25 protein-coding genes are annotated in these 23942 nt (G+C 44.4%); 14 read left to right on the plus strand and 11 right to left on the minus strand.

Translation table 11 applies throughout. The features are described 5' to 3' along the window. The first annotated feature begins 26 nt into the window (after positions 1-26). Genes E7Z59_RS04750 through E7Z59_RS04775 form a run of 6 tightly spaced genes read left to right on the plus strand, consistent with a single transcriptional unit; the run spans position 27 to position 3106 of the window. The gene (locus E7Z59_RS04750) at positions 27-992 is read left to right on the plus strand and encodes a 2-hydroxyacid dehydrogenase (RefSeq protein ID WP_136335129.1); all 966 of its coding nucleotides are present in this window, start codon (positions 27-29) and stop codon (positions 990-992) included. Continuing rightward, positions 989-1444: a DUF1801 domain-containing protein gene (locus E7Z59_RS04755; protein WP_136335130.1), complete on the plus strand. Its 456-nt coding sequence runs from the start codon at positions 989-991 to the stop codon at positions 1442-1444. The genes E7Z59_RS04750 and E7Z59_RS04755 overlap by 4 nt, the downstream gene beginning before the upstream one ends. Beyond that, positions 1441-1821: a VOC family protein gene (locus tag E7Z59_RS04760; RefSeq protein WP_136335131.1), complete on the plus strand. Its 381-nt coding sequence runs from the start codon at positions 1441-1443 to the stop codon at positions 1819-1821. The genes E7Z59_RS04755 and E7Z59_RS04760 overlap by 4 nt, the downstream gene beginning before the upstream one ends. Before the next feature lie 54 nt (positions 1822-1875). Beyond that, positions 1876-2250: a TM2 domain-containing protein gene (locus tag E7Z59_RS04765; RefSeq protein ID WP_136335132.1), complete on the plus strand. Its 375-nt coding sequence runs from the start codon at positions 1876-1878 to the stop codon at positions 2248-2250. A 37-nt stretch (positions 2251-2287) separates the two neighbouring features. Continuing rightward, complete coding sequence (locus tag E7Z59_RS04770; RefSeq protein WP_136335133.1) at positions 2288-2611, plus strand: ArsR/SmtB family transcription factor; 324 nt, start codon at positions 2288-2290, stop codon at positions 2609-2611. Between the two features lie 3 nt (positions 2612-2614). Next, the gene (locus E7Z59_RS04775) at positions 2615-3106 is read left to right on the plus strand and encodes a GNAT family N-acetyltransferase (protein ID WP_136335134.1); all 492 of its coding nucleotides are present in this window, start codon (positions 2615-2617) and stop codon (positions 3104-3106) included. Between the two features lie 46 nt (positions 3107-3152). Here the strand turns inward: E7Z59_RS04775 and E7Z59_RS04780 are convergent, their stop codons facing one another. Genes E7Z59_RS04780 through E7Z59_RS04790 form a run of 3 tightly spaced genes read right to left on the minus strand, consistent with a single transcriptional unit; the run spans position 3153 to position 6751 of the window. Next, on the minus strand, positions 3153-4967 hold the full coding sequence (locus E7Z59_RS04780) for a GNAT family N-acyltransferase (RefSeq protein WP_136335135.1): 1815 nt from the start codon (positions 4965-4967) through the stop codon (positions 3153-3155). Between the two features lie 53 nt (positions 4968-5020). Beyond that, entirely contained in the window at positions 5021-6271 is a 1251-nt protein-coding gene (locus tag E7Z59_RS04785) for an aspartate kinase (RefSeq protein WP_136335136.1), read from the minus strand. 3 nt (positions 6272-6274) lie between these two features. Continuing rightward, positions 6275-6751 carry a GNAT family N-acetyltransferase gene (locus tag E7Z59_RS04790; protein WP_136335137.1) on the minus strand — a complete coding sequence of 159 codons (477 nt, stop codon included), beginning with the start codon at positions 6749-6751 and terminating at the stop codon, positions 6275-6277. Between the two features lie 115 nt (positions 6752-6866). Between E7Z59_RS04790 and fbp the strand changes: the two genes are divergently transcribed. Continuing rightward, positions 6867-7877 carry a class 1 fructose-bisphosphatase gene (gene fbp, locus E7Z59_RS04795; protein WP_136335138.1) on the plus strand — a complete coding sequence of 337 codons (1011 nt, stop codon included), beginning with the start codon at positions 6867-6869 and terminating at the stop codon, positions 7875-7877. A gap of 37 nt (positions 7878-7914) precedes the next feature. On the opposite strand, the gene E7Z59_RS04800 is transcribed toward fbp, so the two are convergent. Further along, positions 7915-8364 carry a tellurite resistance TerB family protein gene (locus tag E7Z59_RS04800; RefSeq protein ID WP_136335139.1) on the minus strand — a complete coding sequence of 150 codons (450 nt, stop codon included), beginning with the start codon at positions 8362-8364 and terminating at the stop codon, positions 7915-7917. A gap of 579 nt (positions 8365-8943) precedes the next feature. Here E7Z59_RS04800 and dnaE point away from each other — a divergent pair. The 3 genes from dnaE (at position 8944) to E7Z59_RS04815 (ending at position 14360) form a co-directional block, all read left to right on the plus strand. Next, a complete protein-coding gene (dnaE, locus tag E7Z59_RS04805) occupies positions 8944-13329 on the plus strand; it encodes a DNA polymerase III subunit alpha (protein WP_136335140.1) in 4386 nt (1461 codons plus the stop codon). A gap of 131 nt (positions 13330-13460) precedes the next feature. Further along, positions 13461-13778, plus strand: coding sequence for a thioredoxin (gene trxA, locus E7Z59_RS04810; protein ID WP_136335141.1), 318 nt, complete (start codon positions 13461-13463; stop codon positions 13776-13778). 192 nt (positions 13779-13970) lie between these two features. After that, positions 13971-14360: an HIT family protein gene (locus E7Z59_RS04815; RefSeq protein WP_136335142.1), complete on the plus strand. Its 390-nt coding sequence runs from the start codon at positions 13971-13973 to the stop codon at positions 14358-14360. Here E7Z59_RS04815 and E7Z59_RS04820 read toward each other — a convergent pair. Together E7Z59_RS04820 and E7Z59_RS04825 are read right to left on the minus strand one after the other, a co-directional pair. After that, positions 14344-14709, minus strand: coding sequence for a hypothetical protein (locus E7Z59_RS04820; protein WP_136335143.1), 366 nt, complete (start codon positions 14707-14709; stop codon positions 14344-14346). The two genes, E7Z59_RS04815 and E7Z59_RS04820, sit on opposite strands and share 17 nt — an antisense overlap. Further along, positions 14709-15851, minus strand: a complete 1143-nt coding sequence (locus E7Z59_RS04825) for a sensor histidine kinase (protein ID WP_136335144.1) — start codon at positions 15849-15851, stop codon at positions 14709-14711. Before E7Z59_RS04825 ends, E7Z59_RS04820 begins: the two co-directional genes overlap by 1 nt. 129 nt (positions 15852-15980) lie before the next feature. On the opposite strand from E7Z59_RS04825, the gene E7Z59_RS04830 reads away from it, so the two are divergent. From E7Z59_RS04830 to aat, 3 genes are all read left to right on the plus strand, one after another. Next, a complete protein-coding gene (locus tag E7Z59_RS04830) occupies positions 15981-16859 on the plus strand; it encodes a flavin reductase family protein (RefSeq protein WP_136335145.1) in 879 nt (292 codons plus the stop codon). Between the two features lie 24 nt (positions 16860-16883). Then, the gene (locus E7Z59_RS04835; RefSeq protein ID WP_136335146.1) at positions 16884-17258 is read left to right on the plus strand and encodes a DUF3127 domain-containing protein; all 375 of its coding nucleotides are present in this window, start codon (positions 16884-16886) and stop codon (positions 17256-17258) included. Positions 17259-17510: 252 nt separating this feature from the next. Then, positions 17511-18149: a leucyl/phenylalanyl-tRNA--protein transferase gene (gene aat, locus E7Z59_RS04840; protein WP_136335147.1), complete on the plus strand. Its 639-nt coding sequence runs from the start codon at positions 17511-17513 to the stop codon at positions 18147-18149. A 164-nt stretch (positions 18150-18313) separates the two neighbouring features. Here the strand turns inward: aat and E7Z59_RS04845 are convergent, their stop codons facing one another. The 3 genes from E7Z59_RS04845 to E7Z59_RS04855 all read right to left on the minus strand — a co-directional run bounded on the left by E7Z59_RS04845 (position 18314) and on the right by E7Z59_RS04855 (position 21738). Next, on the minus strand, positions 18314-18877 hold the full coding sequence (locus tag E7Z59_RS04845) for a hypothetical protein (protein WP_136335148.1): 564 nt from the start codon (positions 18875-18877) through the stop codon (positions 18314-18316). A gap of 208 nt (positions 18878-19085) precedes the next feature. Further along, on the minus strand, positions 19086-20897 hold the full coding sequence (locus E7Z59_RS04850) for an AMP-dependent synthetase/ligase (RefSeq protein WP_168731240.1): 1812 nt from the start codon (positions 20895-20897) through the stop codon (positions 19086-19088). 271 nt (positions 20898-21168) lie between these two features. Continuing rightward, positions 21169-21738: a DNA-3-methyladenine glycosylase I gene (locus E7Z59_RS04855; protein ID WP_136335150.1), complete on the minus strand. Its 570-nt coding sequence runs from the start codon at positions 21736-21738 to the stop codon at positions 21169-21171. Positions 21739-21829: 91 nt separating this feature from the next. Between E7Z59_RS04855 and E7Z59_RS04860 the strand changes: the two genes are divergently transcribed. Beyond that, the gene (locus E7Z59_RS04860) at positions 21830-22471 is read left to right on the plus strand and encodes a thioredoxin family protein (RefSeq protein WP_242015611.1); all 642 of its coding nucleotides are present in this window, start codon (positions 21830-21832) and stop codon (positions 22469-22471) included. On the opposite strand, the gene E7Z59_RS04865 is transcribed toward E7Z59_RS04860, so the two are convergent. Further along, positions 22454-23176 (minus strand): energy transducer TonB family protein, encoded by a 723-nt coding sequence (locus E7Z59_RS04865; protein WP_136335151.1) that lies wholly within the window; start codon positions 23174-23176, stop codon positions 22454-22456. The genes E7Z59_RS04860 and E7Z59_RS04865 overlap by 18 nt on opposite strands. Before the next feature lie 34 nt (positions 23177-23210). Next, positions 23211-23915 (minus strand): tRNA pseudouridine(55) synthase TruB, encoded by a 705-nt coding sequence (gene truB, locus E7Z59_RS04870; RefSeq protein ID WP_136335152.1) that lies wholly within the window; start codon positions 23913-23915, stop codon positions 23211-23213. Between the last annotated feature and the right edge of the window lie 27 nt (positions 23916-23942).

Below are 23942 nucleotides of genomic sequence, written 5' to 3' on the forward strand. Positions count from 1 at the left end.
CCGCTTAATCCAGGAATATTTATTCGATGAAAATACTTCACGTTGATAGCAATCATCCGTTGCTCAAGGAGCAGTTGGAGCAGCTCGGCACCATTAATCATGAAGATTACACCTCTTCAAAAGCTGAGATCATGAAAGTGATCGGCACTTATGACGGTCTGATCATACGCAGTCGGTTTCCTATAGACAGGGAGTTTCTCGATGCAGCCAAAAACCTGAAATTTATTGGCAGGGTCGGGGCCGGCCTGGAAAATATTGATACGGAATACGCCAGGCAGCGCGATGTATTGTTGTTTAATGCGCCGGAAGGTAACCGTAATGCCGTAGGAGAGCATGCCCTTTGTATGCTGCTTATGTTGATGAATAAGATGGGCAAGGCACATACCGAAGTGAAGCAGGGAATATGGCTTCGTGAAGAAAATCGCGGGGTAGAGCTCGAAGGTAAAACTATAGGGCTCTATGGCTACGGTAATATGGGGAAGGCCTTTGCCAGGAAACTGCGGGGAATGGATGCTGAGGTGATCTGCTATGATATTCTAGGCGGTGTTGGCGATGATAATGCAAGGCAGGTGGGTATCCTTGAATTCTGCAAAAATGCTGACGTGGTAAGTCTGCATACCCCTCAAACACCTGAAACCCTGGGCCTGGTTAATAAAGAGTTTATAGACTCTTTTGCAAAACCATTTTGGTTCATTAATACGGCCAGGGGTAAAAGTGTGGTAACCGAAGACCTTGTAGAAGGCCTTAAATCCGGGAAGGTGCTCGGGGCGGCCCTTGATGTGCTGGAATACGAAAAAGCATCTTTTGAAAGCCTTTTTGAAGAAGGGGAGGCCCCTGAATCGTATCAGTACCTGGTTGATTCAGACAGGGTGGTACTTACACCTCATATAGCCGGATGGACGGTGGAGAGTAAGGAAAAGCTGGCCCAAACCATTGTTGATAAGATCAGAATATCCTTTTTTAAGAAAACATCGAAATCCCGTAGATCATGAAATACGATGTGAATACCCCCGATGATTATATGAATTCTTTGCCGGAGGATCGTAAAGAGGTGATCGCACGGCTTAGACAACTGGCTGCGGATCATCTGCCGGAAGGATTTGAAGAAACCATGAGTTATGGTATGATCGGTTACGTGGTGCCTCATACACTTTACCCGGCAGGGTATCACTGTGATCCTCAACTGCCATTACCCTTTTTGAATTTTGCTTCTCAGAAAAATCATGTGGCCGTATATCACAGTGGTGTTTATGCCAATGAGGCTCTTTATAAATGGTTCGTGGAGGAGTATCCAAATCATTCCGGCAGAAAGCTGGATATGGGTAAGAGCTGTATTCGTTTTAAAAGGATGGATGACATACCTTATGATCTGTTGGGAGAACTTTTTGGGAAAATGACTCCTGATGAATGGATAGAACTCTATGAAAAGAATGTAAAGCGATGAAAAAGAGGGTAACCGGCATTGGAGGTGTTTTTTTTATGGCCAAAGACCCGAAGGCGTTATTGGATTGGTATAAGAAACATCTTGGTATTGACACCGACGAATATGGCTGGTCATTTAAATGGGAGAATGACACGATGCCTGCACAATTGACCCAGTTGGGGGTGTTCTCTGATACCTCCGATTATTTTAAGCCTTCAGAACAGCGGTGGATGATCAATTTCAGGGTAGAGGATCTCGATGCGTTGCTGGGGGTATTGAAAGAAGAAGGGGTAGAGATCGTGGGAAGCCCCGAGACGTTTAGCTACGGAAAATTCGGCTGGATTCTCGATCCCGAAGGGAATAAGATAGAATTATGGCAGCCTTTGAACGAATTTTAAGCGCAAAGATTTAATTTTTACTAATTTAGATAGGAGCAATCAACTTGAACACCCATGACCGATAAGGAGGATAATCTTGGAGAAAAGGCCAGGAAATTCTTTAATGAAGCCGGAGAAGAGGCCAGGGAAACGGCAAGAGAGTTTTCTGAGAATGCAAAAGAGACCTTTGGTAACGGGGAGAATAAAAGAATACTTGCCGGGGTGACAGCCCTGTTTTTAGGGGCTTTTGGAGTTCATAAATTTTTGCTGGGCTACACTAAAGAGGGATTGATCATGCTTGGGGTCACTTTGGTGTTGTCGCCTTTTACCTGTGGAATGGCTGCTTCTTTGGTTGCTATTTTAGGGTTTGTAGAGGGGGTGATCTACCTGACTAAAACCGATATTGATTTCTATAACACCTATGTTGCCGGCGATAAACCCTGGTTCTGAAGGAACTCTTGACGGCATAAATTAAAACCTTGCTATTATGGGACACACCAAGCGCATGGCTCATACCCTGGAACAAAATCAGCTTGCAGAACTTTTTAAAGCGTTCGGACATCCGGCAAGGATCGCAATTCTTCAGTATATATCTACCCAGCCTGACTCTATCTGTACCGATATGGTAGAGGAAATAGACCTGGCGCAATCTACGATCTCCCAGCATCTGATCGAGTTGAAAAAGACCGGCATCATTGAAGGGAAAGCCTATGGTAAAAAAATGTACTACCGTATCAATATCGATAAACTTTACGAGGTAAAACAGGTGTTGAATCACTTTCTGAATACCACCCACGAGAACTGTTATTAACGCATGACGAGCCTGTCTGTACTGCCCATGATGCCTGAACATTGGAAGGAGGTAAGCCATATTTATCAGCTTGGGATGGATACAGGCATTGCAACTTTTGAAACCCGCGTACCCGATAAAGATTCCTGGTTTGCGAGGCACCTGGAATTTGCCCGACTGGTAGCTGTGCAGAATAATGCAGTGGTTGGGTGGGCTGCTTTAAGTCCGGTTTCAACACGGTTGGTATATCGCGGTGTTGCGGAAGTAAGTATTTATGTGCACCCAGCTACTGCCCGACAAGGCGTGGGAGATGCACTTATGAAAACCCTCATAGATGAAAGTGAGAAGCACGGGGTCTGGACGTTGCATGCTGCTGTTTTTCCTGAAAATACATCCAGTTTAAGACTGCATATTAAAAATGGTTTCAGGATCCTGGGCATAAGAGAGCGTATTGCCAAAAGAAAGGGTCAATGGTACGACAATGTGCTGCTGGAGCGCAGAAGCTCCAAATTCTGATCAAATTTTTTCGAAGGACTTCTCCTGAAAAAATAGCATACGATATTTATTCTTTCTCCTTGGTCTTGCCTGATAACCGGTTTTCCAGTTCGATCTGAAATTCTTCCATGACCGGCTTGACGGTACTCTCCGGCAGATCGGCAATACGGATATACATCAACCCGTCTACAGAATGATTGAATAAGGGGTCTACATTGAAGGCAACACACTTGGCATTTTGCTTGATGTATTTTTTTATAAGCACAGGAAGCCTCAGTTCTCCCGGTTCTACCTCGTCTATCAGTCTGTCAAACTTGTTGAGGTCGGCTTTGGTCTCATCAAAAATGAATTCTTTGTCGGCGTCTTTGAGCTTTACCTTGAATTTTTTCTTCGGACTCACAAAATTGGCTACATAAGGATCCCAGTAGTGTGACTTCATAAATTCGATCATGAGAGATTTGGAGAAGTTGGAGAACTGGTTGCTGATGCTTACCCCGCCAATGAGGTATTTGTGATCCGGATGTCGGAGGGTGGTGTGCACAATGCCTTTCCACAGCAGGAATAAGGGCATGGGCTTTTGCTGGTATTCGTTGATGATAAAGGCCCGGCCCATCTCAATAGATTCACTCATCATCTTGTAAAGTTCCGGCTCAAACCGGAATAGCTCACAGAGGTAAAAACCATCGATCCCATATTTTTCATAGATCTGCTTACCAAGTCCCATACGGTAAGCTCCAACCAATACCTTTTCATCACTATCCCACAAAAAGAGGTGGTGGTAATAATTGTCGTACTGGTCGAGGTCGATAGACTTGTTAGTACCTTCTCCCACTGCTCTGAAAGTGATCTCCCGCAGCCTTCCGATCTCTAACATGATATTCGGCATCAGGTCTGCTGTTGTTAGAAATACCTCGTAGTTCTTGCTTTGAAGCAATCGATGTCCGGCTTCCCTTAGATGATTCACCTCAGTCTCCATCAGTCCTTTTTTAACCGGAGTGGCGATCTCTTTCGGAGGACGTGGTATTTTAAAATTGGTAGGTACCTTATCTAAGAGACTCTCTTTTTCAAATGCATTGGACAGCATATAGGTCTTTCTTCTGAGAAAATCTGTAAAGTCGCTCAACTCACTGATCTCCTGCTGGGCACTTACCGGAATGGGTCTTCCTATTCTTACTTTGATAACCCTGTTTCTTTGGGTAAGCAGTTCTGATGGAAGCTTTGCTGTACGTAAGGTGTCGTCAAGCTTTGATAAGCGATAGAACAATTTGCTGTTCTTGGCATGAAAATAAATAGGGACCACGGGTACTTCAGCCTTTTTGATCAATTTCATGGCGGCTTCTTCCCATGGACGGTCTACGATGAGTCTTCCATCACGATAGGTAGAAACTTCCCCGGCCGGAAATATCCCCAAAGGATGACCATCTCTCAGGTGTTTGAGGCTTTGCTTAAATCCGGCAATACTGCTTTTGGCATCCTTGTGAGATTCAAAAGGGTTAACAGGCATGATAAAAGGTGCCAGGGGTTCTATACGATGTAATAGAAAATTGGCAATGATCTTATAGTCAGGACGGTTTTCAAGCAGCAGCTTCAGGAGTAAAACCCCGTCAATACCTCCCAGAGGATGGTTGGATATAGTAATGTATGCTCCGTCTTTTGGTAGTCGTTTAAGGTCTTCCTCGGGTATCTCGAACCTGATCTCGAATTCTTCAAGGATGGCATTGAGAAATTCAATGTCTTTTTTATCCCGGTGCTTTTCATAGATGGTATTCAGGGTAGAGATCTTCAGGGCTTTCATGAGCATCCACCCCATAAACGTACCCAAGGGGCCGTATTTGTCAGCTTTAATAACTTCGGCGACCTCTTTAGCGGTAACTAATCCCATGCGTTGGTTGTTTTTCAATCAATACAAATATAGAAAAACCTGCCAATCGGGACTTACTGCACTACCAACTGAATGGTTTCCTGGGTTCTTTGCTCCAGTAAAATTTTGTGTCCGTTCTGTAGTAATTTGATAGCCTCCTCATTGAAATGCCTTATGGTATAGAGGGATACGTTTTCGTAATGGGTCACCTTGAATTTTGATCGCAGGGTTTGCAGTAATTCTTCCAGTTTGTCGAATTTGTTATCAATACAAACAGAAAAACTGATGGCAGAGTTCTGGATGAGGTCGACCTTCATGCGATAGTGGTGAAAAAGTTTGAAGATCTCACTGATATTTTCTTCTACCATAAAAGAAAAGTCAAGAGAAGAAAGTCGCATTAGTACCTGGTCTTTCTTGATGATAAAACAGGGCACCCGTGGTTCTATGCCTATGCCTTTGGCTACAGTAGTTCCCTTTTCTTCCGGATGAATGAATGAACGTACATGCAAGGGGATTTCCTTGCGCTGAAGGGGTTGCAGCGTTTTTGGGTGTATTACCGAAGCCCCGTAAAAAGCAAGTTCGATGGCCTCGCGGTAGGAGATGTTGTTCAGGAGTTGGGTTTCACTGAAATGTCTCGGATCTGCATTTAAGACACCCGGTACATCTTTCCAGATGGTCACAGAATCTGCGTTCAGGCAGTAGGCAAAAATAGCGGCTGTGTAGTCAGACCCTTCTCTCCCCAGGGTGGTGGTGAAATTGTTTTCATCACTGCCCAGGAATCCTTGCGTAATATTAAGGATGCCGGTGTTGATGTTTTTAGTGATAGATGATTGGGTAAGCTCCCAGTCAACCTTGGCATCTCGGTACTCACTGTTGGTCTTAATTGATTCACGAACATCCGTCCAATGATTAGGGATGCCTTGTTCCAACAGGTAGGCACTTACGATCGAGGTGGAGATCAACTCACCATAACCAACCACCTGGTCGTAAACAAAACTCTTTTTGGGCGATTTATTCCAGGCCAGAAAACCTTTTAATTCTCCAACAAGTTCGTGAAAGCGCTGATATACCGGGTGTTGATCGTTGTCGAACAGGTCGTTCATGATCGCCAGGTGATATTGAACCACCTCTTCAACAGCTTCATTAACAGCATTTTTGTTTTCAAAATAATTTTTTACCACCACTTCCATGGCGTTGGTGGTTTTTCCCATGGCAGAGATCACCAACAGGGTGTTCTCATAACCGGTTACCTGTAAAACCCTGACAACATTTCTTACGCCTTCTGCATCTTTTACAGAAGCTCCTCCAAACTTAAAGACCCTCATAACCTAGTTTGATAAATACTTTTTGATTCCTTCTTCATCCAATTGAACGGTATCCCAATCGCGAAGCACCCTGGCTCCATTACGTTCGTAAAACCGGATAGCCCCGTCATTCCAGTCGAGTACAGCCCATTCAATGCGTTTTACCCCTTGTTCATGACCGTAGGCAATAACTCTTGAAAACAAGGCGCTCCCCAGGCCTGTACCGCGCATAGACGCTCTTACGATCAGGTCTTCCAAATGAATGGTTTTTCCTTTCCAGGTAGAATACCTTGGATATACCAATGCCATTCCGGCCAAACGACCATTGGCTTCGGCTACGAAACAATGAAAAAGGGGTTGATCGCCGAATCCATCTCTGAGCAGATCCTGTTCTGTGAGGTCTACAGCATCAGGCTCCTTTTCAAAAATGGCCAATTCGTTTATCAACTCTAAAACCTGGCCCATGTCTTCCGGACGGGCATCGCGAATGATATACTCCATAACTGTTACAAATATAACATCAAGTTATAAAATCAAAAAATAGAAGTTTTACTCAAACGTTGTAGTTTCACAAAAATACCGATATTTGTGAGCCAATACACAACATCAATCTTAAATGTCAAGAAAAAATCAAACCCTGGGTGAGTTCATAATCGAGAACCAGGCAGCTTTCAAGTATTCTTCCGGAGAACTTTCTAAACTGATCAATGCCATACGACTGGCTGCCAAGGTAGTTAACCACGAAGTGAACAAGGCTGGACTGGTTGATATTTTGGGTGCTGCAGGCGATACGAATATTCAGGGAGAGTCTCAGCAAAAACTGGATGTATTGGCCAATGAAAAGTTTATTCACACCCTGGCCAATCGGGAGATCGTTTGCGGGATCGCTTCGGAAGAGGAAGATGATTTCATTCAGATCAACAGTGCAGATAATAACCATCAGAACAAGTATGTGGTCTTGATAGATCCGTTAGACGGTTCAAGTAATATAGATGTGAATGTTTCTGTAGGTACCATCTTCAGCATATACCGAAGGGTTACCCCGATCGGAACCCCGGTAACCCTTGAAGATTTCCTACAGCCGGGCCGTAAGCAGGTAGCAGCAGGTTACATCATTTACGGAACATCTACCATGCTGGTATATACCACGGGTCATGGGGTGAACGGATTTACCCTGAATCCCGCCATAGGTACGTTCTATCTTTCGCACCCGGATATGCAGTTCCCGGAAACCGGAAAGATCTATTCGGTGAATGAGGGGAACTATATTCACTTCCCGGAAGGTGTTAAACAGTATATCAAGTACTGCCAGCGGGAAGAAGAAGACCGCCCGTATACTTCGAGATATATTGGGTCTTTGGTTTCTGATTTTCACAGAAACATGATCAAGGGAGGAATTTATATCTATCCAAAGAGCAGTGCCAACCAGAACGGAAAGCTCAGGCTGCTCTACGAATGCAATCCGATGGCATTTCTGGCAGAGCAGGCAGGGGGTAAGGCGAGTAACGGATTTACCCCGATCTTAGATGTGCAGCCGGAAGAGCTGCATCAAAGGGTTCCTTTCTTTTGCGGAAGTCGTAAAATGGTGGAGAAGGCAGAGGAGTTTATGCGAAACCATTCAGATTAATAAAAAAAGAAGGCCGGGTATTCCGGCCTTTATTTATTTATTTACTGTTTTTATGTACTTCTGTGAGGTATTTCATATTGTCCTTGAAGTGGTCGAGGGTAGCACCCTTGCTGATCAACACCATGGTCTTTCCGATGACCTCTTCAACCGAATCGAGCTTAAACCCGAGTCCGATACAAAGCCTTCGCATAATGCGCATTTCAGGTTCGTCGGCAATTTCATCTACGAATACCATCCTGGCAATATCGTAAAGACGCTCTACCCGCCGCTCATGTGAGAGGGGAGGGTTGATCTCATAGATGAAAGGGTTCTCGAGGATCTTTTCATAAGCTGCTTCTTCGATATCGAGATTTTTTGCCAACCGGCTAAGGAATTCCTGTTCATCAGGGGTGATCACACCGTCAGATAAGGCAACTCTGACGATTGCCGCGAAATGGTCGCGGTTTCTTTCTCGAAACCCACTGGAATAAAGATCAGATATAGACATACTTGCGGTTTATTATTACGATAATAAGTTCAAAAAATCATTCTTCATGACAGTAAACACAGGCCTTGATCCTGTGAACTACCTGAGTTCAATTTACGTAAAAAAGGTTGTTTTTTGGTGGTCTGAAGCTAATATTTTGGAGGGAGTTTTGAGGGTTAAGCAGTTATCAGTTTGCCGTTTGCACTTTTTAGTAGGAGGACCATGCTAAACGATGGGACCTTGAATTATATTCTCGTAATGAACAGTCAATCCCCTTCCGGTTTTACCTGGAAAAATGCCCATGTGCCTTCCGGTCCCTCACTATGAAAGATTCCCTGAACCTTTCACCCCCGTTCGGTCTCCCCACATCCCTACTTCCCCATATCCCCACCTCCCTGCGTCCCCAAAAAACCCGTTAATAACTCTTAACAATTCCCCTTTTGTCACCCCGATTTTCTGTTTAATTTTAACGCCTGCACCATGGTTAAAAGAAATCCCTGATACTTGTAGTTTTTTCTTTAAACTATGGTTGTATAAACCTTCATTATAAGGGTTTAAATAGCATTTTAAGAAGTCCGAATCCAGCAATATACAGAGCCCATGTACCTGATCTTCGATACTGAAACTACCGGTTTACCCAAGCGTTGGGATGCCCCGATTAGCGATACCGAAAACTGGCCGAGAGCCATACAGATCGCCTGGCAGCTCCATGATGAAATGGGTAACCTGGTTGATCAGCAGGATTATCTGATCAAACCGGAAGGATTTAATATTCCGTTCGATGCCGAGCAAATTCACGGTATCTCTACAGAGCTCGCCATGGAACAGGGAGTTGGGCTTGATGAGGTGCTGGAGAAGTTCAATGCAGCCCTTGATCAGACGAAATTCGTTGTTGGTCAGAACGTAGGTTTTGATGTGAATATCATGGGGGCCGAATTTTACCGTCAGGGAGTCTCCTCCAAAATGGAAGAATTACCGGTATTGGATACCTGTACCGAAGAAACGGCTTTACTGTGCCAGATACCCGGAGGTCGAGGGGGTAAATTTAAACTGCCTACCCTGACCGAACTTCATGAATATCTTTTTGGGGAACCCTTTGCAGAGGCACACAACGCAACGGCCGACGTAGAGGCTACCACGCGCTGTTTTTTCGAGCTGATACGAAGAGGCAGGGGCTTTACTACAGAACAGCTGGATGTAGCTCCTGATTATTTCGACCGCTTTTCTAAAGAGAACCCTCAGACGATACAGCTGATCGGGTTAGAACATCTCAACCTAAAAGCCGAATCGGAAAAGATCAGGAAGCAGTTAAAGAAAACCGAACCTGCTGCAGGACTGTCTAATGAAGAGATAAAACAGAATATTGCAGAACTGGCTGACACCACTTTTGCACATTTACATAACCACTCCCAGTTCTCTATTCTTCAGGCTACCTCCAGTGTGCCTGACCTTGTACAGGCCGCTGCCAAAGCAAAAATGCCTGCTGTAGCCCTGACAGATATCGGGAACATGATGGGAGCTTTTCACTTTGTGAAAGAGGTTGGAGCGCACAACAAGGCTGCCGAGGCTCAGGCCAAAGAGGCTGCAGAGAAGGGAGAAGAGCCTGAGCTGCTGCCCATGAAACCTATCGTAGGGTGCACGCTGAATGTATGTGAAAATCACCAGGATAAATCGGTAAAAGATAATGGTTACCAGGTGGTGTTTCTTGCAAAAAATAAAAAGGGGTACCACAACCTGGCAAAAATGTCATCAATAGCCTTTACGGAAGGATTTTACTATGTGCCGCGTATTGATAAGAAGGTGGTTCAGCAGTATAAAGATGATATCATTGTACTTACCGGTAACCTTTACGGGGAGGTGCCTTCTAAGGTGCTCAATGTAGGGGAGAACCAGGCTGAAGAAGCCCTCTTATGGTGGAAGCAGGAATTTGGCGAGGATCTGTATATGGAGCTCATGCGCCACGGACAGGAAGATGAAGACCGTGTGAACGAAGTCCTGGTTAAACTGGCTGAAAAGCATGAGGTTAAACTCGTTGCCACCAATAACACCTATTATATTGCGAAAGAAGATGCCAATGCACATGACATTCTTCTTTGTGTAAAAGACGGAGAAAAGAAAGACACACCCATTGGTCGCGGACGTGGGTACCGTTATGGCCTGCCTAACGAAGAGTATTACTTCAAGGATCAGGATGCCATGAAGGAGCTGTTTAAAGATCTGCCTGAAGCCATTACGAATATCAGTGAGATCGTTGATAAGACAGAGCCTTTTGTTCTTGCCAGAGACGTACTGCTCCCAAAATTTGATATTCCCGAACAATTTCAGGTAGCCGAAGATGATGAAGATGGCGGAAAACGCGGAGAGAATAAATACCTGAGACACCTCACCTATGAAGGGGCTAAGGCCAGGTATGAAGAAATTACCGATGAGATACGAGAGCGGCTTGATTTTGAGTTAAGCGTTATTGAGAATACCGGATATCCCGGATACTTTTTGATCGTATGGGACTTTATCGATGCTGCCCGAAAAATGGGAGTATCTGTAGGACCGGGTCGTGGTTCTGCAGCAGGTTCTGCAGTTGCCTACTGTCTCGGGATTACGAATATGGACCCTATTGCCTATGATCTCCTCTTTGAGCGGTTCCTGAATCCTGACAGGGTATCACTTCCCGATATTGATATCGACTTTGATGATGAGGGTCGAAGCCGGGTAATGGATTATGTGATCGAGAAATACGGTGCCAACCAGGTTGCCCAGATCATCACCTATGGTACCATGGCTGCAAAGTCATCGATCAGGGATACAGCAAGGGTACTCGACCTGCCTCTTAGCGATGCCGATCGAATTGCCAAGCTCATCCCCAATATGAAGCTGGGTAAGATCTTTGGCCTGGATGACAAGGGATTAAAGGAGAAGCTGAGATCTGAAGAACTTGAAAAGGTTAATGAGTTAAAGAATATCTCTGAGGGAGACGATCTGGAGGCGCTTACCGTAAACCAGGCCAGGGTGTTGGAAGGTTCGGTAAGAAATACGGGAATTCACGCCTGTGGGGTGATCATAACCCCCGATGATATTACCAAGTTCGTGCCGGTGTCTATCGCCAAAGACTCCGACCTTTATGTTACCCAGTTTGACAACTCGGTAGTAGAGAGTGCAGGATTGCTTAAGATGGACTTCCTGGGGTTGAAGACGCTTACCCTGATCAAAGACACGGTAAAGCTTATTAAGTATAAACACGGGATCGAGTTAAATCCCGACGAGATACCTCTGGATGATGAGAAGACCTATGAGCTCTTCCAAAGAGGTGAAACCGTAGGTATTTTTCAATATGAATCTGCCGGGATGCAGAAACATATGAAAGACCTTAAACCTACCGTCTTTGCCGACCTTATTGCCATGAACGCCTTGTACCGTCCCGGTCCGTTAGAATACATTCCTTCCTTTATCCGTCGTAAACACGGTGATGAAGAGATCGTGTATGACCTGCCGGCCATGGAGGAATACCTCAAAGAGACCTATGGTATTACCGTATACCAGGAGCAGGTAATGTTGCTTTCGCAATCGCTTGCCGGGTTTACCAAAGGTGAAGCCGATGTACTTCGGAAGGCCATGGGTAAAAAGATCTTCGCACTTCTGGAAGAGTTGAAGCCCAAATTTCTTGATGGAGGCGAGGCTAAAGGACATCCGAGAGATGTGCTGGAAAAGGTATGGAAAGACTGGGAAGCATTTGCGTCTTATGCATTTAATAAATCGCATTCTACCTGCTATGCATGGATCGGTTATCAGACCGCCTATCTAAAAGCCAATTACCCTGCTGAGTATATGGCTGCCGTGTTGTCTAACAACATGAATGACATCAAGCAGGTTACCTTCTTCCTGGAGGAATGTAAGCGAATGGGTCTTACTGTATTGGGGCCTGATGTAAATGAATCTTTCTACAAGTTTACCGTTAACCAGGACAACGCCATCCGTTTCGGAATGGGCGCTATTAAAGGGGTAGGTAGAGGTGCCGTAGACACTATTGTAGAATGCAGAAAGGACGGCCGTTACCGTTCGGTATTCGATCTGGCCAAACGCATCGATCTGCGGGCTGCGAACAGGAAGGCATTTGAAAACCTTGCCCTGGCAGGCGGTTTTGACTCCTTTGGAGATACGCACAGAGCCCAGTATTTTCACCAGGAAGCAGACGGGATCACCTTTTTGGAAAAGGCGATTAAATACGGGGCAAAATACCAGGAAAATGCCAATTCATCTCAGGTGAGCCTCTTTGGGGAGGCCAGTGAAGTTCAGATTCCTGAACCGGTGGTGCCTCCTTGTGAAACCTGGGGAACCATGGAAAAGCTCAGGCAGGAAAAAGAAGTGGTGGGGATCTATATTTCCGGACACCCCCTGGATGACTTTAAGATCGAGCTGGATACTTTTTGTAACGGGAACGTTGGTATGTTTCACGATCTGCACAGTATCGTAAACCGGGAGATCGCCTTTGGAGGTGTGGTATCTGAGGTGCAGCACAGGGTGTCAAAAAATGGTAAGGGCTGGGCAGCTTTCTTTGTTGAAGACTATAATGATTCGTATGAATTCCGGATGTTTGGAGAAGAGTATTTGAAGCTTCGACACTTCCTGGTGCCAAACAGTTTCGTATTCTTTAAGGTGTTTGTGAGAGAAGGGTGGACCAATAAGGATACCGGAAAGAAGGGAGAACCAAGGCTGCAGTTTAACAGCATGATGCAATTGCAGGATGTTATGGAATCTTTTGCAAAAAAGATTACCTTACACCTGAAACTGGAAGACCTGAAAGAGGAACAGGTTGCAGCATTAAAAGAGATCGTCTCTGAGCATCAGGGAGAGCTGCCCCTGTATGTGACTGTTCATGGCATAGAAGATCAGATGATGATCAAAATGCCCAGCAGGAAACAAAAGGTGGCGATCAGTGTAGGGCTTTTAAATGCTCTCAAAGAGGCTGATGTACATTACAAGCTCAATTAAATGTTCTATTGAGAACGCATATAATTGCATAACCAAAACATATCTGGGCGCTGTAAGGTTTGGTAAAATATTTGACTAAATTTGCGTTTTGCAGGTTAAGATAAAACAACAATAAACTAAAATTATATACAATGGCATTAGAAATAACCGATGCTACTTTTGACGAAGTAGTTTTAAAAAGTGATAAACCGGTAATGGTAGATTTTTGGGCAGCATGGTGTGGTCCTTGTAGAATGGTAGGACCAATCATCGATGAGCTCAGTAATGAGTTTGATGGTAAAGCCGTGGTTGGTAAGGTCGATGTAGATGCCAACCAGGAGTTTGCTGCTAAGTACGGTGTACGTAATATCCCTACGGTATTGGTGTTCCAAAACGGAGAGGTTGTTGGAAGACAGGTAGGAGTAGCGCCTAAGAACGTATACTCTGAGGCACTGGAAAAACTGATGTAAGCACAGTATTATCTATATAGAAAAAGGTTTGGCCGTAGGTCAAACCTTTTTTATTTTTATACAGGTGCCCCCTGTGAAATACTGCTGCGCAATTTCACGGGGCCGGGTCATTCGCTGTATCTTTTTAAGCCTTGCTTAAAAAGGATGCCGCTACTACCCCTGGCACATAAATAACCTTTAAAACCACCGGCCATGCCAAGTATTTTTACCCGCATCATTAACGGAGAGATTCCCTGTTATAAGATCGCTGAAGACGACAATTATTTTGCCTTCTTTGATATTAACCCCAATGCAAAAGGGCACACCCTGTGTATCCCTAAAAAAGAAGTTGATAAGATCTTTGACATGGAAGAGGACGCCTATATCGGGCTGATGGCCTTTTCACGCAAAGTAGCTCACGCCCTGGAGAAGGCGGTTGACTGTAAAAGGGTAGGAATAGCCGTAGTGGGTCTGGAAGTGCCACATACCCATGTGCATCTTATTCCCTTAAATGATATGAAGGAAATGACCTTTCAGCATAAGGTAAAAATGAGTCCGGAAGAATTTGAGGCTCTGGCCCAAAAGGTCAGGGAGCAGCTGTAAATAATTCAGGCTGCTGCCATACAAACCAGGAAGCAGTGGCTGCCAGCAGTAAAAGGATGATCACCAGGTAGGCTGTTTTCTTTATGCGGAAGACCTGTTTGGGTTTTCCCATGCTTTTCAGGTAGAAAGCCTTTACCCGCTCCAGGTCATCAGTATAGCGCACCGGATAGATGGGGGTTTCACATTTTTTACAGGTGATGTCTTCCGAGAGATCGGTAGAAAGTTTGTAGAACCAGAAGTTCTCGATCTCTTTTTGGTAAACCGTAAAAAGTAAGCTGTTACTGGCGTAACATTCAGGGCAATTGCTTGATAAGGTCGCTTCCTGAAAAACTTTTCGGCGATGACTCATTATTGGGCTGTTTTTAAGATGATTTGCATTGTTGTTCCTTTGTCTATCGCAGACTGTAACACCTTCACCTTTCCGTCATGATAATCTTCAATGATTCTTTTAACAAGCGATAGTCCTAATCCCCATCCTCTTTTTTTGGTGGTGAATCCTGGTTCAAATATACGAGTATAATAATTTTTAGGAATTCCCTTACCATTATCTGTGATATTTATGCGCACAAATTTCTCATCCCCTGAAATGGAGACCGCTAATTCTCCCTTTCCCTTCATGGCGTCGATAGCATTTTTTACCAGGTTTTCAATGGTCCAGCTGTATAGCTGACTATTGATCATTGAATAATACTCTTCCTTATCTGAATCGTAGTCTATTTGTACCTGCTTCGAGGTACGGGCACCGAGATAATCAAGGGTGGTCCTGGTTTCATTTACCAGGTTTTTTCGTTCTAACGCAGGAACAGAGCCGATCTTGGAAAACCGGTCTGTAATGGTCTCCAGCCTGGAAATGTCTTTTTCTATTCCATAAGTGATCTCGGGGTTTACCTGTCCTTCACTTTTAAGGATCTCATTCCAGCCTATCAGAGAAGATATGGGAGTTCCTATCTGATGAGCCGTTTCTTTAGCCATTCCTGCCCATAATTTATTCTGCTCACTGATCTTGGATGTTCTGTAAAAGAAGTAAACAACAGCGGCAAACAAGACGATGATCAATACCAGGGCTACCGGGTAATATTTCAGGTTGTTCAACACTTCAGAATTCCCGTAATACAAGGTGCCGTAAAGATCATTTTTGTAAGAGACCTCTATAGGGGCATTTTCCTGGGCATACTGTCTGATCTTTTTTCGGAGGTATACACTGTCATTAGCACGTTTTTCCGGAATGTTGTTTACTCTTAACTCCCCATCGATGCCTAAATAGATCATAGGGGTGCTGTTGTTGGTTTTTAACACTTCAAAGGTGAGGTCGCCCAGATCACGATCAAGATCGGTGGTTTGCAGAAATTCGGCCTGTGCCTCTGCCCAGATCTTCATCTTTGTGCGCTCTTCTTCTTTGAATTTTTGGAAGAAGATGTAGGTGTTAAAAAGTATGGAAACAACTATTGCGAAAGAAGAGACGATAAGTATCCAACGGGTGGTTTTATTCATGAATTGGCAGTAAAAAGGCTTAGCTTATTTATAAATATAAAAGAAAAACCCGGGAATTTATTGTTTGCCAGGTGGTAAAAACATTTTTTCACCTCTTGCAGAATGGCTATTTTTGTTCAAAATTTTACCATGCTAACCATTGATCCTAAAGACGTTTCTACCGCTAAGCTTCACGGGTATTTACTTGGGGCAGTCGGGCCCAGGCCTATTGCTTTTGCAAGTACCATAAGTAAAGACGGGCATGTTAATCTTTCTCCGTTCAGCTTCTTCAATGTGTTTAGTGCCAATCCACCGGTCATGATATTTTCACCGGCCAGAAGGGTTCGTGATAATACGACCAAACATACCCTTGAAAATGCCATGGCAACAAGGGAGGTTGTGGTGAATGTGGTTAATTACGATATCGTACAGCAAATGTCGCTCAGCAGTACTGAATATCCTGAGGGGGTTAACGAGTTTGAAAAAGCAGGATTAACCATGCAGGCTTCAGAGGTGGTGACTCCTTTTCGGGTAAAAGAGTCGCCTGTACAGTTTGAGTGCAAGGTGCTGGAGGTAAAATCTCTTGGTGCTGAGGGTGGAGCCGGTAACCTGGTGATCTGTGAAGTGGTAAGGATGCATATTGATGAAAACATTCTTGATGCCGATGGCAGAATTGATCAGCACAAGATTGACCTGGTGAGTCGTATGGGCGGTAATTGGTATTCCCGGGCCAATATGGGACTGTTTGAAGTACCCAAGCCTCTTTCATCGCTTGGTATTGGGGTTGACAGTATTCCTGAAGCTATTAGGCTGAGCAAGGTGCTAACCGGAAACGACCTGGGTAAGTTGGGAAATATCGAGCAATTGCCACAGGATGATGAGGTGGCCGCCTATTTAAAAGGATCGGTAGAGGCCAGGAAGGTGATCAGCTCCGGCGAAGAAACTGAAGTGCATGCTATGGCACACGAGTTATTGAATGAAAATAAAATTGCCGAAGCCTGGAAACTGCTTTTGGCTGCAATGAAATAAACAGACTTTAATTTTAATTATTACATGGAAGTACAAGGAAGAATCAAGATGATTGGAGAGACTAAGACCTTTGGCAGCAATGGTTTTAGAAAGAGAGAGGTTGTGGTAACCACAGAAGAACAGTATCCGCAGCACCTTATGATCGAATTTGTTCAGGATAAAACAGATCTGCTGAATGCCTTTAGCGTAGGGCAAGAGGTAAAGGTGAGTATTAATCTGAGAGGGAGAGAATGGGTGAGTCCGCAGGGAGAAACCAAGTACTTCAACACCATTCAGGGATGGAGAATTGAAAACCTGGAACAGCAGGCGCCGTCAGGGATGCCTCCTGTACCGCCGGAAGATGCCTTTGAACCGGCAAACGATTTTAGAGAGGAAGATCATGACGATCTCCCTTTCTAAAAAGATAGGTTATGATATAGAAAGGAAGGTTGTGTACCTTCCTTTTTTTATTTGGACAAAAAAAATGTCCCGGCTTTTGGCCGGGACAAGATGTTGTGGTTTTAGGTTTTGCCTTTATGTAAACTCAAAAAGCAATGATGAAAATAAGTGGTTTTTAAAGGCATTATAAAGTTGTCATAATTTTTTGGATATATCAAGAAAAAAATAAAAAAATTGACACATCATCAAATTTTGACGTTATAATAATCAGATATGTATTTTCTTAACAAAGATCTCGTTTTCCCTCCGGTGAGTGCTGCTTCCCCTGAAGGAGTAGTGGCGGCGGGTGGTGACCTTCGCCCGGACCGCTTGCTGCTGGCCTACCGGTCAGGGATCTTTCCGTGGTTTGAAGACGGGTCGCCTATTTTATGGTGGAGTCCCGATCCCAGAATGGTGCTTTTTCCGGAGGAGCTGAAGATACGTAAGAGCATGAGGCAGTTCATGAGAAACACCACCTGGAAGGTTACCAGAAACAAGGCTTTCAGACAAGTGATCAGGGAATGTGCCCTGATAAAACGCCCGGGGCAGGCCGGCACATGGATCACGGCCGAAATGATAGAAGCCTATACCCACTTACATGAAATGGGGTATGCGCAGTCGGTAGAGGTATGGGAAGAAGATGAACTTATTGGCGGACTCTACGGTATTGACCTCGGACATGTTTTTTGTGGTGAAAGTATGTTTGCCAGGAAAAGCAACGCCTCCAAACTGGGTTTCGTAAAGCTGGTTGAAACCTTAAGAGATGAGAACTATGCCCTTATCGATTGCCAGGTGTATACTGAGCATTTGGCCAGCCTTGGTGCCCGGGAGATCGATCGGGAGGAGTTTATGCAGATATTAAATAACGATTAGAACAGACCTCCCCATCCGTGATCGTTTTTTGAAGTTTGCAGTGAGCAGTTGGAGGTGTAAATTCGATATAATTCATATTTCCATGGGCGAAATAGCTAAGAGGTAAAGTGGTAAAAGGGTGAAAAAACAGCTTCGAAGGCTGAGCACAGTCAATTGCCGACTAACTAAAATATCCATCCCAGTTTAGCACTGAGCTCAGGATTGAGCAGCGGAGGGTCGTAGGTCTCAGTATCTACTGCGATATTCCGGTTACCGCCCACACGAATACTTAAGCCGCTCCATGGGCCCAGGTAGAAGTGTTCTCCGAAAGAAAAGATGTACCCTGCACTGCCGTTTAAAAGATATGTACGGAACCGGGTATCGGAATTTTGATCCGGTTGATCTTTAGTCTGAATGCTTCCATTCCAGAATGCCATGCCTCCTCCAGCCCACCAGCCGGTGAATTCCTTCTTTGGGAAATAATCAACTAAGAGGGCAAACGATCGGATCCTGTGATTGGTGAATTGATCAGGTGTTATAAGCTTTGGCATCTTGACGTAGGCGTATAAGCTTCGTATTCTGAAATGTCCTTTTCCCATCCATGCAGCCCCCATAAATCCTCCCAGGGCATAGGGCAGCACATCCGTCTCAATTCCGAATTTAACAGGAGGCTTTGACTCCTGCGCATGGCCGGTAAAGCAGCAAGCAAAAAACAACGTTAGGAGTAGTGGGGCATAAAATGTTCTCATGGGCTTTTGAATACCTTTTAAAGGTATGATTTTGTTTTGAAAGGTCACCTATCTTGTAATTAAACGGAATACAATAAGTAGTGTTAATTCTCAAAACGTCATCTTCCTCCATAAGAAATCAAATTTCAGGAAACTCGCAAAGACGATGTTAATTACCTTTCAAACTCAAACCTGTCTGCCGATAGGCAGGCCCGTCCCTCAAACTCTTTTAAACCACAAACTCAGCCAGTTTAGCCGCGTACAATTCTTTTATGGCTTCTTCAAAGTGGGCCAAAATGATCTTACGTCTGATCTTCAGGGTTGGTGTGAGCTCCTCCAGTTCCTGGGAAAATTCCCTGGTGAGCAGCTTTACCTTTTTGATCTTTTCAAAATCGGCCAGCTCTTCTTGCAGGAGGTTGATCTTTTCCTTAAAAAAAGCTTTGATCTCATTGTGGTTAAGCAGGTCTCCCAGGTTTTGATACTCTAAAGACATCTGGGATGCGTATTTCTGAAGGGCCTCGAAATTGGGTACTACAAGGGCTGTTACAAATGGTTTTCCTTCGGCAACCAGCATCACCTGTTCAATGAAACCGTCATTGGTTAATAAGCTTTCAGTTTGCTGGGGTACAATATATTTTCCCCCTGCCGTTTTCATCAGATCTTTGATCCTGTCGGTAATGTAAAGATTGCCTTCTTTGTCAATTTTCCCGGCATCTCCGGTTTTAAACCATTCACCTTCAAATACGGCTGCGGTTTCCTTTTCTTTATTGTAATATCCTTGCATGATAGTAGGGGCCTTTACCAGGATCTCGTCATCCTTTCCGATCTTTATCTCAATGCCTTCCAGGGGCGTTCCTACCGATCCGATCTTGTAATTGGATCTGGGGAAAGCGGTAACGGTAGCGGTAGATTCTGTAAGTCCGTATCCTATGGTGATCGGAATTCCCGCGGCGATCATGAAGTCCTGGATCTCTGCTGATAAAGGAGCTCCTGCAGTTGGCGTCATTTTTAATTGTCCGCCCGTTACTGCACGTATTTTTGCCAGAACCAGTTTATCGGCAAGTTTTTTTCGGATCTTTAAGAGGAAAGGCAGCGGGGCCTTTCTGTTTAAAAATTCCTGGTAGGTTCTTCCCTGTTTGATCGCCCAGTGAAATATTTTTTTCTTTGATGCGGATGCTTCTTCCAGTCGGTTCAGAATTTCATTGTACATCTTCTCGTACAATCTTGGTACTGTGCAGAACAATGTTGGCTTCACCGCTTGCAGGGCCTCCAGGATATCTTTCGGATTGTGTAGTACAGAAACTTTTAGTCCTCTGTGCATGCAATAAAGACTCCAGGTGCGTTCAAAAACATGACTTAGCGGAAGAAAGGATAAAGAGTGGTCTTCATCAGTTAAAAAAGATAAATACTTATCGTGAATTTCAAAGGCAGCAACAATATTGGAATGTGAGAGCATAACCCCTTTGGGTTCTCCGGTAGTTCCGGAAGTGTAGATGATGGTAGCCAGGTCATTCAGATCTGTGTTTTTAAACCTGGTTTCGAATTCAGTACTGATCTTGGGGGCAAAGGACTTCTTCATAAAATCAGAAAGTCTGATAACTGAATCCTCTCCTGTTTCGGCTGTGTTGTTAAAGGTCACCACGGTGTTCAGGAGGGTCGACTTCCGGTCTAATACCTCCCGGGTCTTGCTGAGTTGTTCCTCGCTTCCGGTGAAAATGAGTTTGATGCCTGCATCATTGATGATGTATTCTGCCTGTTTTGAGGTGTTCGTGGCATATATGGGTACGGTAACCGCTCCAACGCTCATAATGGCCAGGTCGGCCAATATCCATTCCATAGAATTCTGGGCAAAGATGGCTACCCTTTCATGAGGGGCTACACCATGATCAATAAGTGCAAAGGCAATTTGTTTGATCCTTTTAAGGATCTCGCTGCAGCTAAGATCGGCCCATTTCCCGTTCTCATCTATATAGGCAAGCCCGGTACGTTTTGGGTTGGCTTGAAGGCTGTTTAATATGGTAACCGTGGTATGTTGATTCACGCTTTGATGTATTATGTGGTTTATCCCTGTTTTTTCCCTTATTACAGATTGTAGGGTTCATTTTTATGATACACAAACAGGGCGGTAATGACCGGGAAGTTATTGGAGTGTAAAATTATGAAATTGTTTTGGGTAAATGGGGTAAATAGGTGAATGGGTAAATGGACTAATAAGTAAAGAAGCAAAGGAGCGAAGGAGCAAAGAGGACCAGGCAGGGGTGCCACGTCTCTTCCCTCCTCGCAAAGACGAGAACCGGGAAAACCATCATTCATCATTCATAATCCATAATCTCCTGATGACGAAAACAATCGGTTACATGATCGTTCACCATGCCTGTGGCCTGCATATGTGCATAGACTACCGTAGTGCCTACAAACTTAAATCCACGTTTTTTCAGGTCTTTGCTGATACGGTCAGACAAGGGGGTGTTTGCCGGGACCTCCTTCATTGATGTGTGTTGGTTTTGAAGAGGCTTATGATCTGTAAAGCCCCAGATATAATTACTAAAGCTTCCGAATTCTTCCTGTACCTTCATAAAGGCTTTGGCATTGGTGATGGTAGCCCTTACCTTTAGTTTATTTCTGATAATGCCCCGATCGTTCAGCAGGTCTGCGATCTTATCTTCCCCGTAGGAGGCGATCTTTTTGTAATCAAACCTGTCAAAGGCATCCCTGAAATTTTCCCTTTTTCGCAATACCGTTATCCAGCTCAGTCCTGCCTGGAAGGTTTCCAGGATGAGGAATTCAAAGAGTTTCGCATCGTCTTTTACGGGAACTCCCCATTCGTTATCGTGATAGGATTCGTACAAGGGGTCGCCCTCGCACCAGGAACATCGCTTCATCTAAATGAAATATTTTTGAGTATTACAGGGTGAATCTCACGCTGTTGTAAGGTTTCGTTCTATTTACTACTAAGTTAGACAGATTATCTTAATGGAAGTAAAAAATATGATCCTGGAAAACCAATTTGACGTTGCTGAAACTGTTTTGCAAGAAGCACTTTCTGAAGGTATGAGCTATGAGGAATTTCGTAAAGAGGTACAATACCTGTTTAGTACCAACAGGGTGACGGGAGCAGAACAAAGCGATGCTTTTTTACATTACACCCTGATGAATGAAAAGCGGATGGATCGTTGGGAAAAGACCTTAAAGATTCCAGGGGAGGTTGCTGAGGTTTTTTATCAATTTAATGGTAGGGTAACCTGGTTGGTGATCACTGAGGGTTGGTGCGGTGACGGGGCTCATGCCTTACCGGTCATAAAAAAACTTGCTGATCTTAATGAAGGGATCACTCTTAAAATAGTGATCCGGGATGAACACCCTGAGTTGATGGATGCGTTTCTTACTGATGGGGCGCGCTCTATCCCAAAATTGATCATGATAGATAACGAGACTTCAATGCCGATAGCCACCTGGGGGCCAAGACCTTCAGAAGCCATGATGATGGTGGTTACAGAAAAGCGTCTTAAAGGGAAATTAAGTCCTGAGTTCAGGGCAGAACTTCAAAAATGGTACAATAAAGACAAAGGGCAGAATATTGCCCGTGACCTTGCCGGGTTAGTCTCCCTGAAATAAATAGGTAATACTTCCGGGCTGGCTGCTTTTGGCGGCATCGGCATTAAAACGGGCCTGTTGTGCATAGTAAATAGCATTTTCTACCAGGCATTTGTTTGTGGTTGTTGAGCTTTTGCTGTTAAAGCTCGCATCGGTTACCTGCCCGTTGGCGTTCACTTCAATATTAATGACCACCTTCCCAAAACTTTCGCAGGTATAGATCGGGTTTGGGATCTCCAGTTTATAACGGTCTTTCAGGGAATAGGTGATGGTAGTGCGCCGCTTAATATTAGCCGGTTCCTTGTCCGGGTTTTGTTTTTCTTTTAATTTTTGCATGGCTTCCTTTTGTTTCTTCAGGCGCTCTGCAAATTCCTTGGCCAGGTTTAAATTTTCGGATAGTTCATTTATTTCTTCCCCCTCTTCCTGCTGTGCTTCCATTTCTTCGATCTCTGCCTGCAGTTCTTCCAGGGTCTTAAATTCTTCCAGTTCCTGGGCGTACCTGCTTTCATTGGCCTCATTAAAAGCCATGTGGGTTTCCAGTTCTGTCATCTTTGGAGGCATTTCCTCCGGGATCTCTTCTTCCAGTAATTCTTCATCGAAGGTAAGTTCATAGAGGTACTCTTCCTCCTGTTTGTCGCGAAGTTTCAGGTTAAAAGCAGTAAGCACAAAGATCCCCATCACGCAGAAGGTGATAATCAGAGATAATTGTTTATTATTCAGGTTCATTTTTGAAGGGCTTGATATCTAAATATAGTAATTTTTATAAATCCTGACTTTCCAGCATTTCCGGAAACCCGAGCGGATTTATAGCATTATCTACGTTGAAATCCCCTATTTTGGTTCTCCTAAGGGCTGAAAGATATCCGCCGCTGTTGAGGGCTTTCCCGAGGTCGTGCGCCAGGGATCGGATGTAAGTTCCTTTGCTGCAGACTATTCTGAATTCGAGCTGAGGAAGGTTGTATTTGGTTATTTCGAATTCATGCACTTCAACTTTCCTGGGTTCAATGGCAACATCCTCACCTTTCCTGGCAAATTCGTACAATCGTTTTCCATCCTTTTTAAGGGCAGAGAATACGGGGGGGTATTGATCGATCTCTCCGCGGAATTGGTTCAGGGTTTCCTCTATGAGTTCGGGAGAGATATGATCCGTTGGAAATTCAGCGTCAATCTCGGTTTCCATGTCATAAGAAGGTCTGGTAGCGCCCAGGGTAATGGTACCGGTGTATTCCTTAATAAGTCCCTGAAGTTCGGGTATTTTTTTGGTGAATTTTCCGGTGCAGATCACCAATAAACCGGTGGCCAGCGGATCCAGGGTTCCAGCATGCCCCACCTTTATTTTTTTAAGTCTGTAAGCTTTCTTGATGGCCCATTTGATCTTGTTGACGGCCTGGAATGACGACCACTCTAACGGCTTGTCTACCAATAATATTTGACCTTGTTTAATAGCCTCTTCCGTATACTTCATAGCAATGTCTCCTGAGCAGGAGTTTAT

The sequence above is a fragment of the Robertkochia marina genome (genome assembly GCF_004799345.1).
GTDB lineage: Bacteria > Bacteroidota > Bacteroidia > Flavobacteriales > Flavobacteriaceae > Robertkochia > Robertkochia marina.

What these genes read in the sequence shown, in the direction of transcription:
- E7Z59_RS04750 (WP_136335129.1), top strand. Translation starts at nt 27, where the DNA reads ATGAAAATACTTCACGTTGATAGCAATCATCCGTTGCTCAAGGAGCAG.
- E7Z59_RS04755 (WP_136335130.1), top strand. Translation starts at nt 989, where the DNA reads ATGAAATACGATGTGAATACCCCCGATGATTATATGAATTCTTTGCCG.
- E7Z59_RS04760 (WP_136335131.1), top strand. Translation starts at nt 1,441, where the DNA reads ATGAAAAAGAGGGTAACCGGCATTGGAGGTGTTTTTTTTATGGCCAAA.
- E7Z59_RS04765 (WP_136335132.1), top strand. Translation starts at nt 1,876, where the DNA reads ATGACCGATAAGGAGGATAATCTTGGAGAAAAGGCCAGGAAATTCTTT.
- E7Z59_RS04770 (WP_136335133.1), top strand. Translation starts at nt 2,288, where the DNA reads ATGGGACACACCAAGCGCATGGCTCATACCCTGGAACAAAATCAGCTT.
- E7Z59_RS04775 (WP_136335134.1), top strand. Translation starts at nt 2,615, where the DNA reads ATGACGAGCCTGTCTGTACTGCCCATGATGCCTGAACATTGGAAGGAG.
- E7Z59_RS04780 (WP_136335135.1), bottom strand. Translation starts at nt 4,967, where the DNA reads ATGGGATTAGTTACCGCTAAAGAGGTCGCCGAAGTTATTAAAGCTGAC.
- E7Z59_RS04785 (WP_136335136.1), bottom strand. Translation starts at nt 6,271, where the DNA reads ATGAGGGTCTTTAAGTTTGGAGGAGCTTCTGTAAAAGATGCAGAAGGC.
- E7Z59_RS04790 (WP_136335137.1), bottom strand. Translation starts at nt 6,751, where the DNA reads ATGGAGTATATCATTCGCGATGCCCGTCCGGAAGACATGGGCCAGGTT.
- fbp (WP_136335138.1), top strand. Translation starts at nt 6,867, where the DNA reads ATGTCAAGAAAAAATCAAACCCTGGGTGAGTTCATAATCGAGAACCAG.
- E7Z59_RS04800 (WP_136335139.1), bottom strand. Translation starts at nt 8,364, where the DNA reads ATGTCTATATCTGATCTTTATTCCAGTGGGTTTCGAGAAAGAAACCGC.
- dnaE (WP_136335140.1), top strand. Translation starts at nt 8,944, where the DNA reads ATGTACCTGATCTTCGATACTGAAACTACCGGTTTACCCAAGCGTTGG.
- trxA (WP_136335141.1), top strand. Translation starts at nt 13,461, where the DNA reads ATGGCATTAGAAATAACCGATGCTACTTTTGACGAAGTAGTTTTAAAA.
- E7Z59_RS04815 (WP_136335142.1), top strand. Translation starts at nt 13,971, where the DNA reads ATGCCAAGTATTTTTACCCGCATCATTAACGGAGAGATTCCCTGTTAT.
- E7Z59_RS04820 (WP_136335143.1), bottom strand. Translation starts at nt 14,709, where the DNA reads ATGAGTCATCGCCGAAAAGTTTTTCAGGAAGCGACCTTATCAAGCAAT.
- E7Z59_RS04825 (WP_136335144.1), bottom strand. Translation starts at nt 15,851, where the DNA reads ATGAATAAAACCACCCGTTGGATACTTATCGTCTCTTCTTTCGCAATA.
- E7Z59_RS04830 (WP_136335145.1), top strand. Translation starts at nt 15,981, where the DNA reads ATGCTAACCATTGATCCTAAAGACGTTTCTACCGCTAAGCTTCACGGG.
- E7Z59_RS04835 (WP_136335146.1), top strand. Translation starts at nt 16,884, where the DNA reads ATGGAAGTACAAGGAAGAATCAAGATGATTGGAGAGACTAAGACCTTT.
- aat (WP_136335147.1), top strand. Translation starts at nt 17,511, where the DNA reads ATGTATTTTCTTAACAAAGATCTCGTTTTCCCTCCGGTGAGTGCTGCT.
- E7Z59_RS04845 (WP_136335148.1), bottom strand. Translation starts at nt 18,877, where the DNA reads ATGAGAACATTTTATGCCCCACTACTCCTAACGTTGTTTTTTGCTTGC.
- E7Z59_RS04855 (WP_136335150.1), bottom strand. Translation starts at nt 21,738, where the DNA reads ATGAAGCGATGTTCCTGGTGCGAGGGCGACCCCTTGTACGAATCCTAT.
- E7Z59_RS04860 (WP_242015611.1), top strand. Translation starts at nt 21,830, where the DNA reads ATGGAAGTAAAAAATATGATCCTGGAAAACCAATTTGACGTTGCTGAA.
- E7Z59_RS04865 (WP_136335151.1), bottom strand. Translation starts at nt 23,176, where the DNA reads ATGAACCTGAATAATAAACAATTATCTCTGATTATCACCTTCTGCGTG.
- truB (WP_136335152.1), bottom strand. Translation starts at nt 23,915, where the DNA reads ATGAAGTATACGGAAGAGGCTATTAAACAAGGTCAAATATTATTGGTA.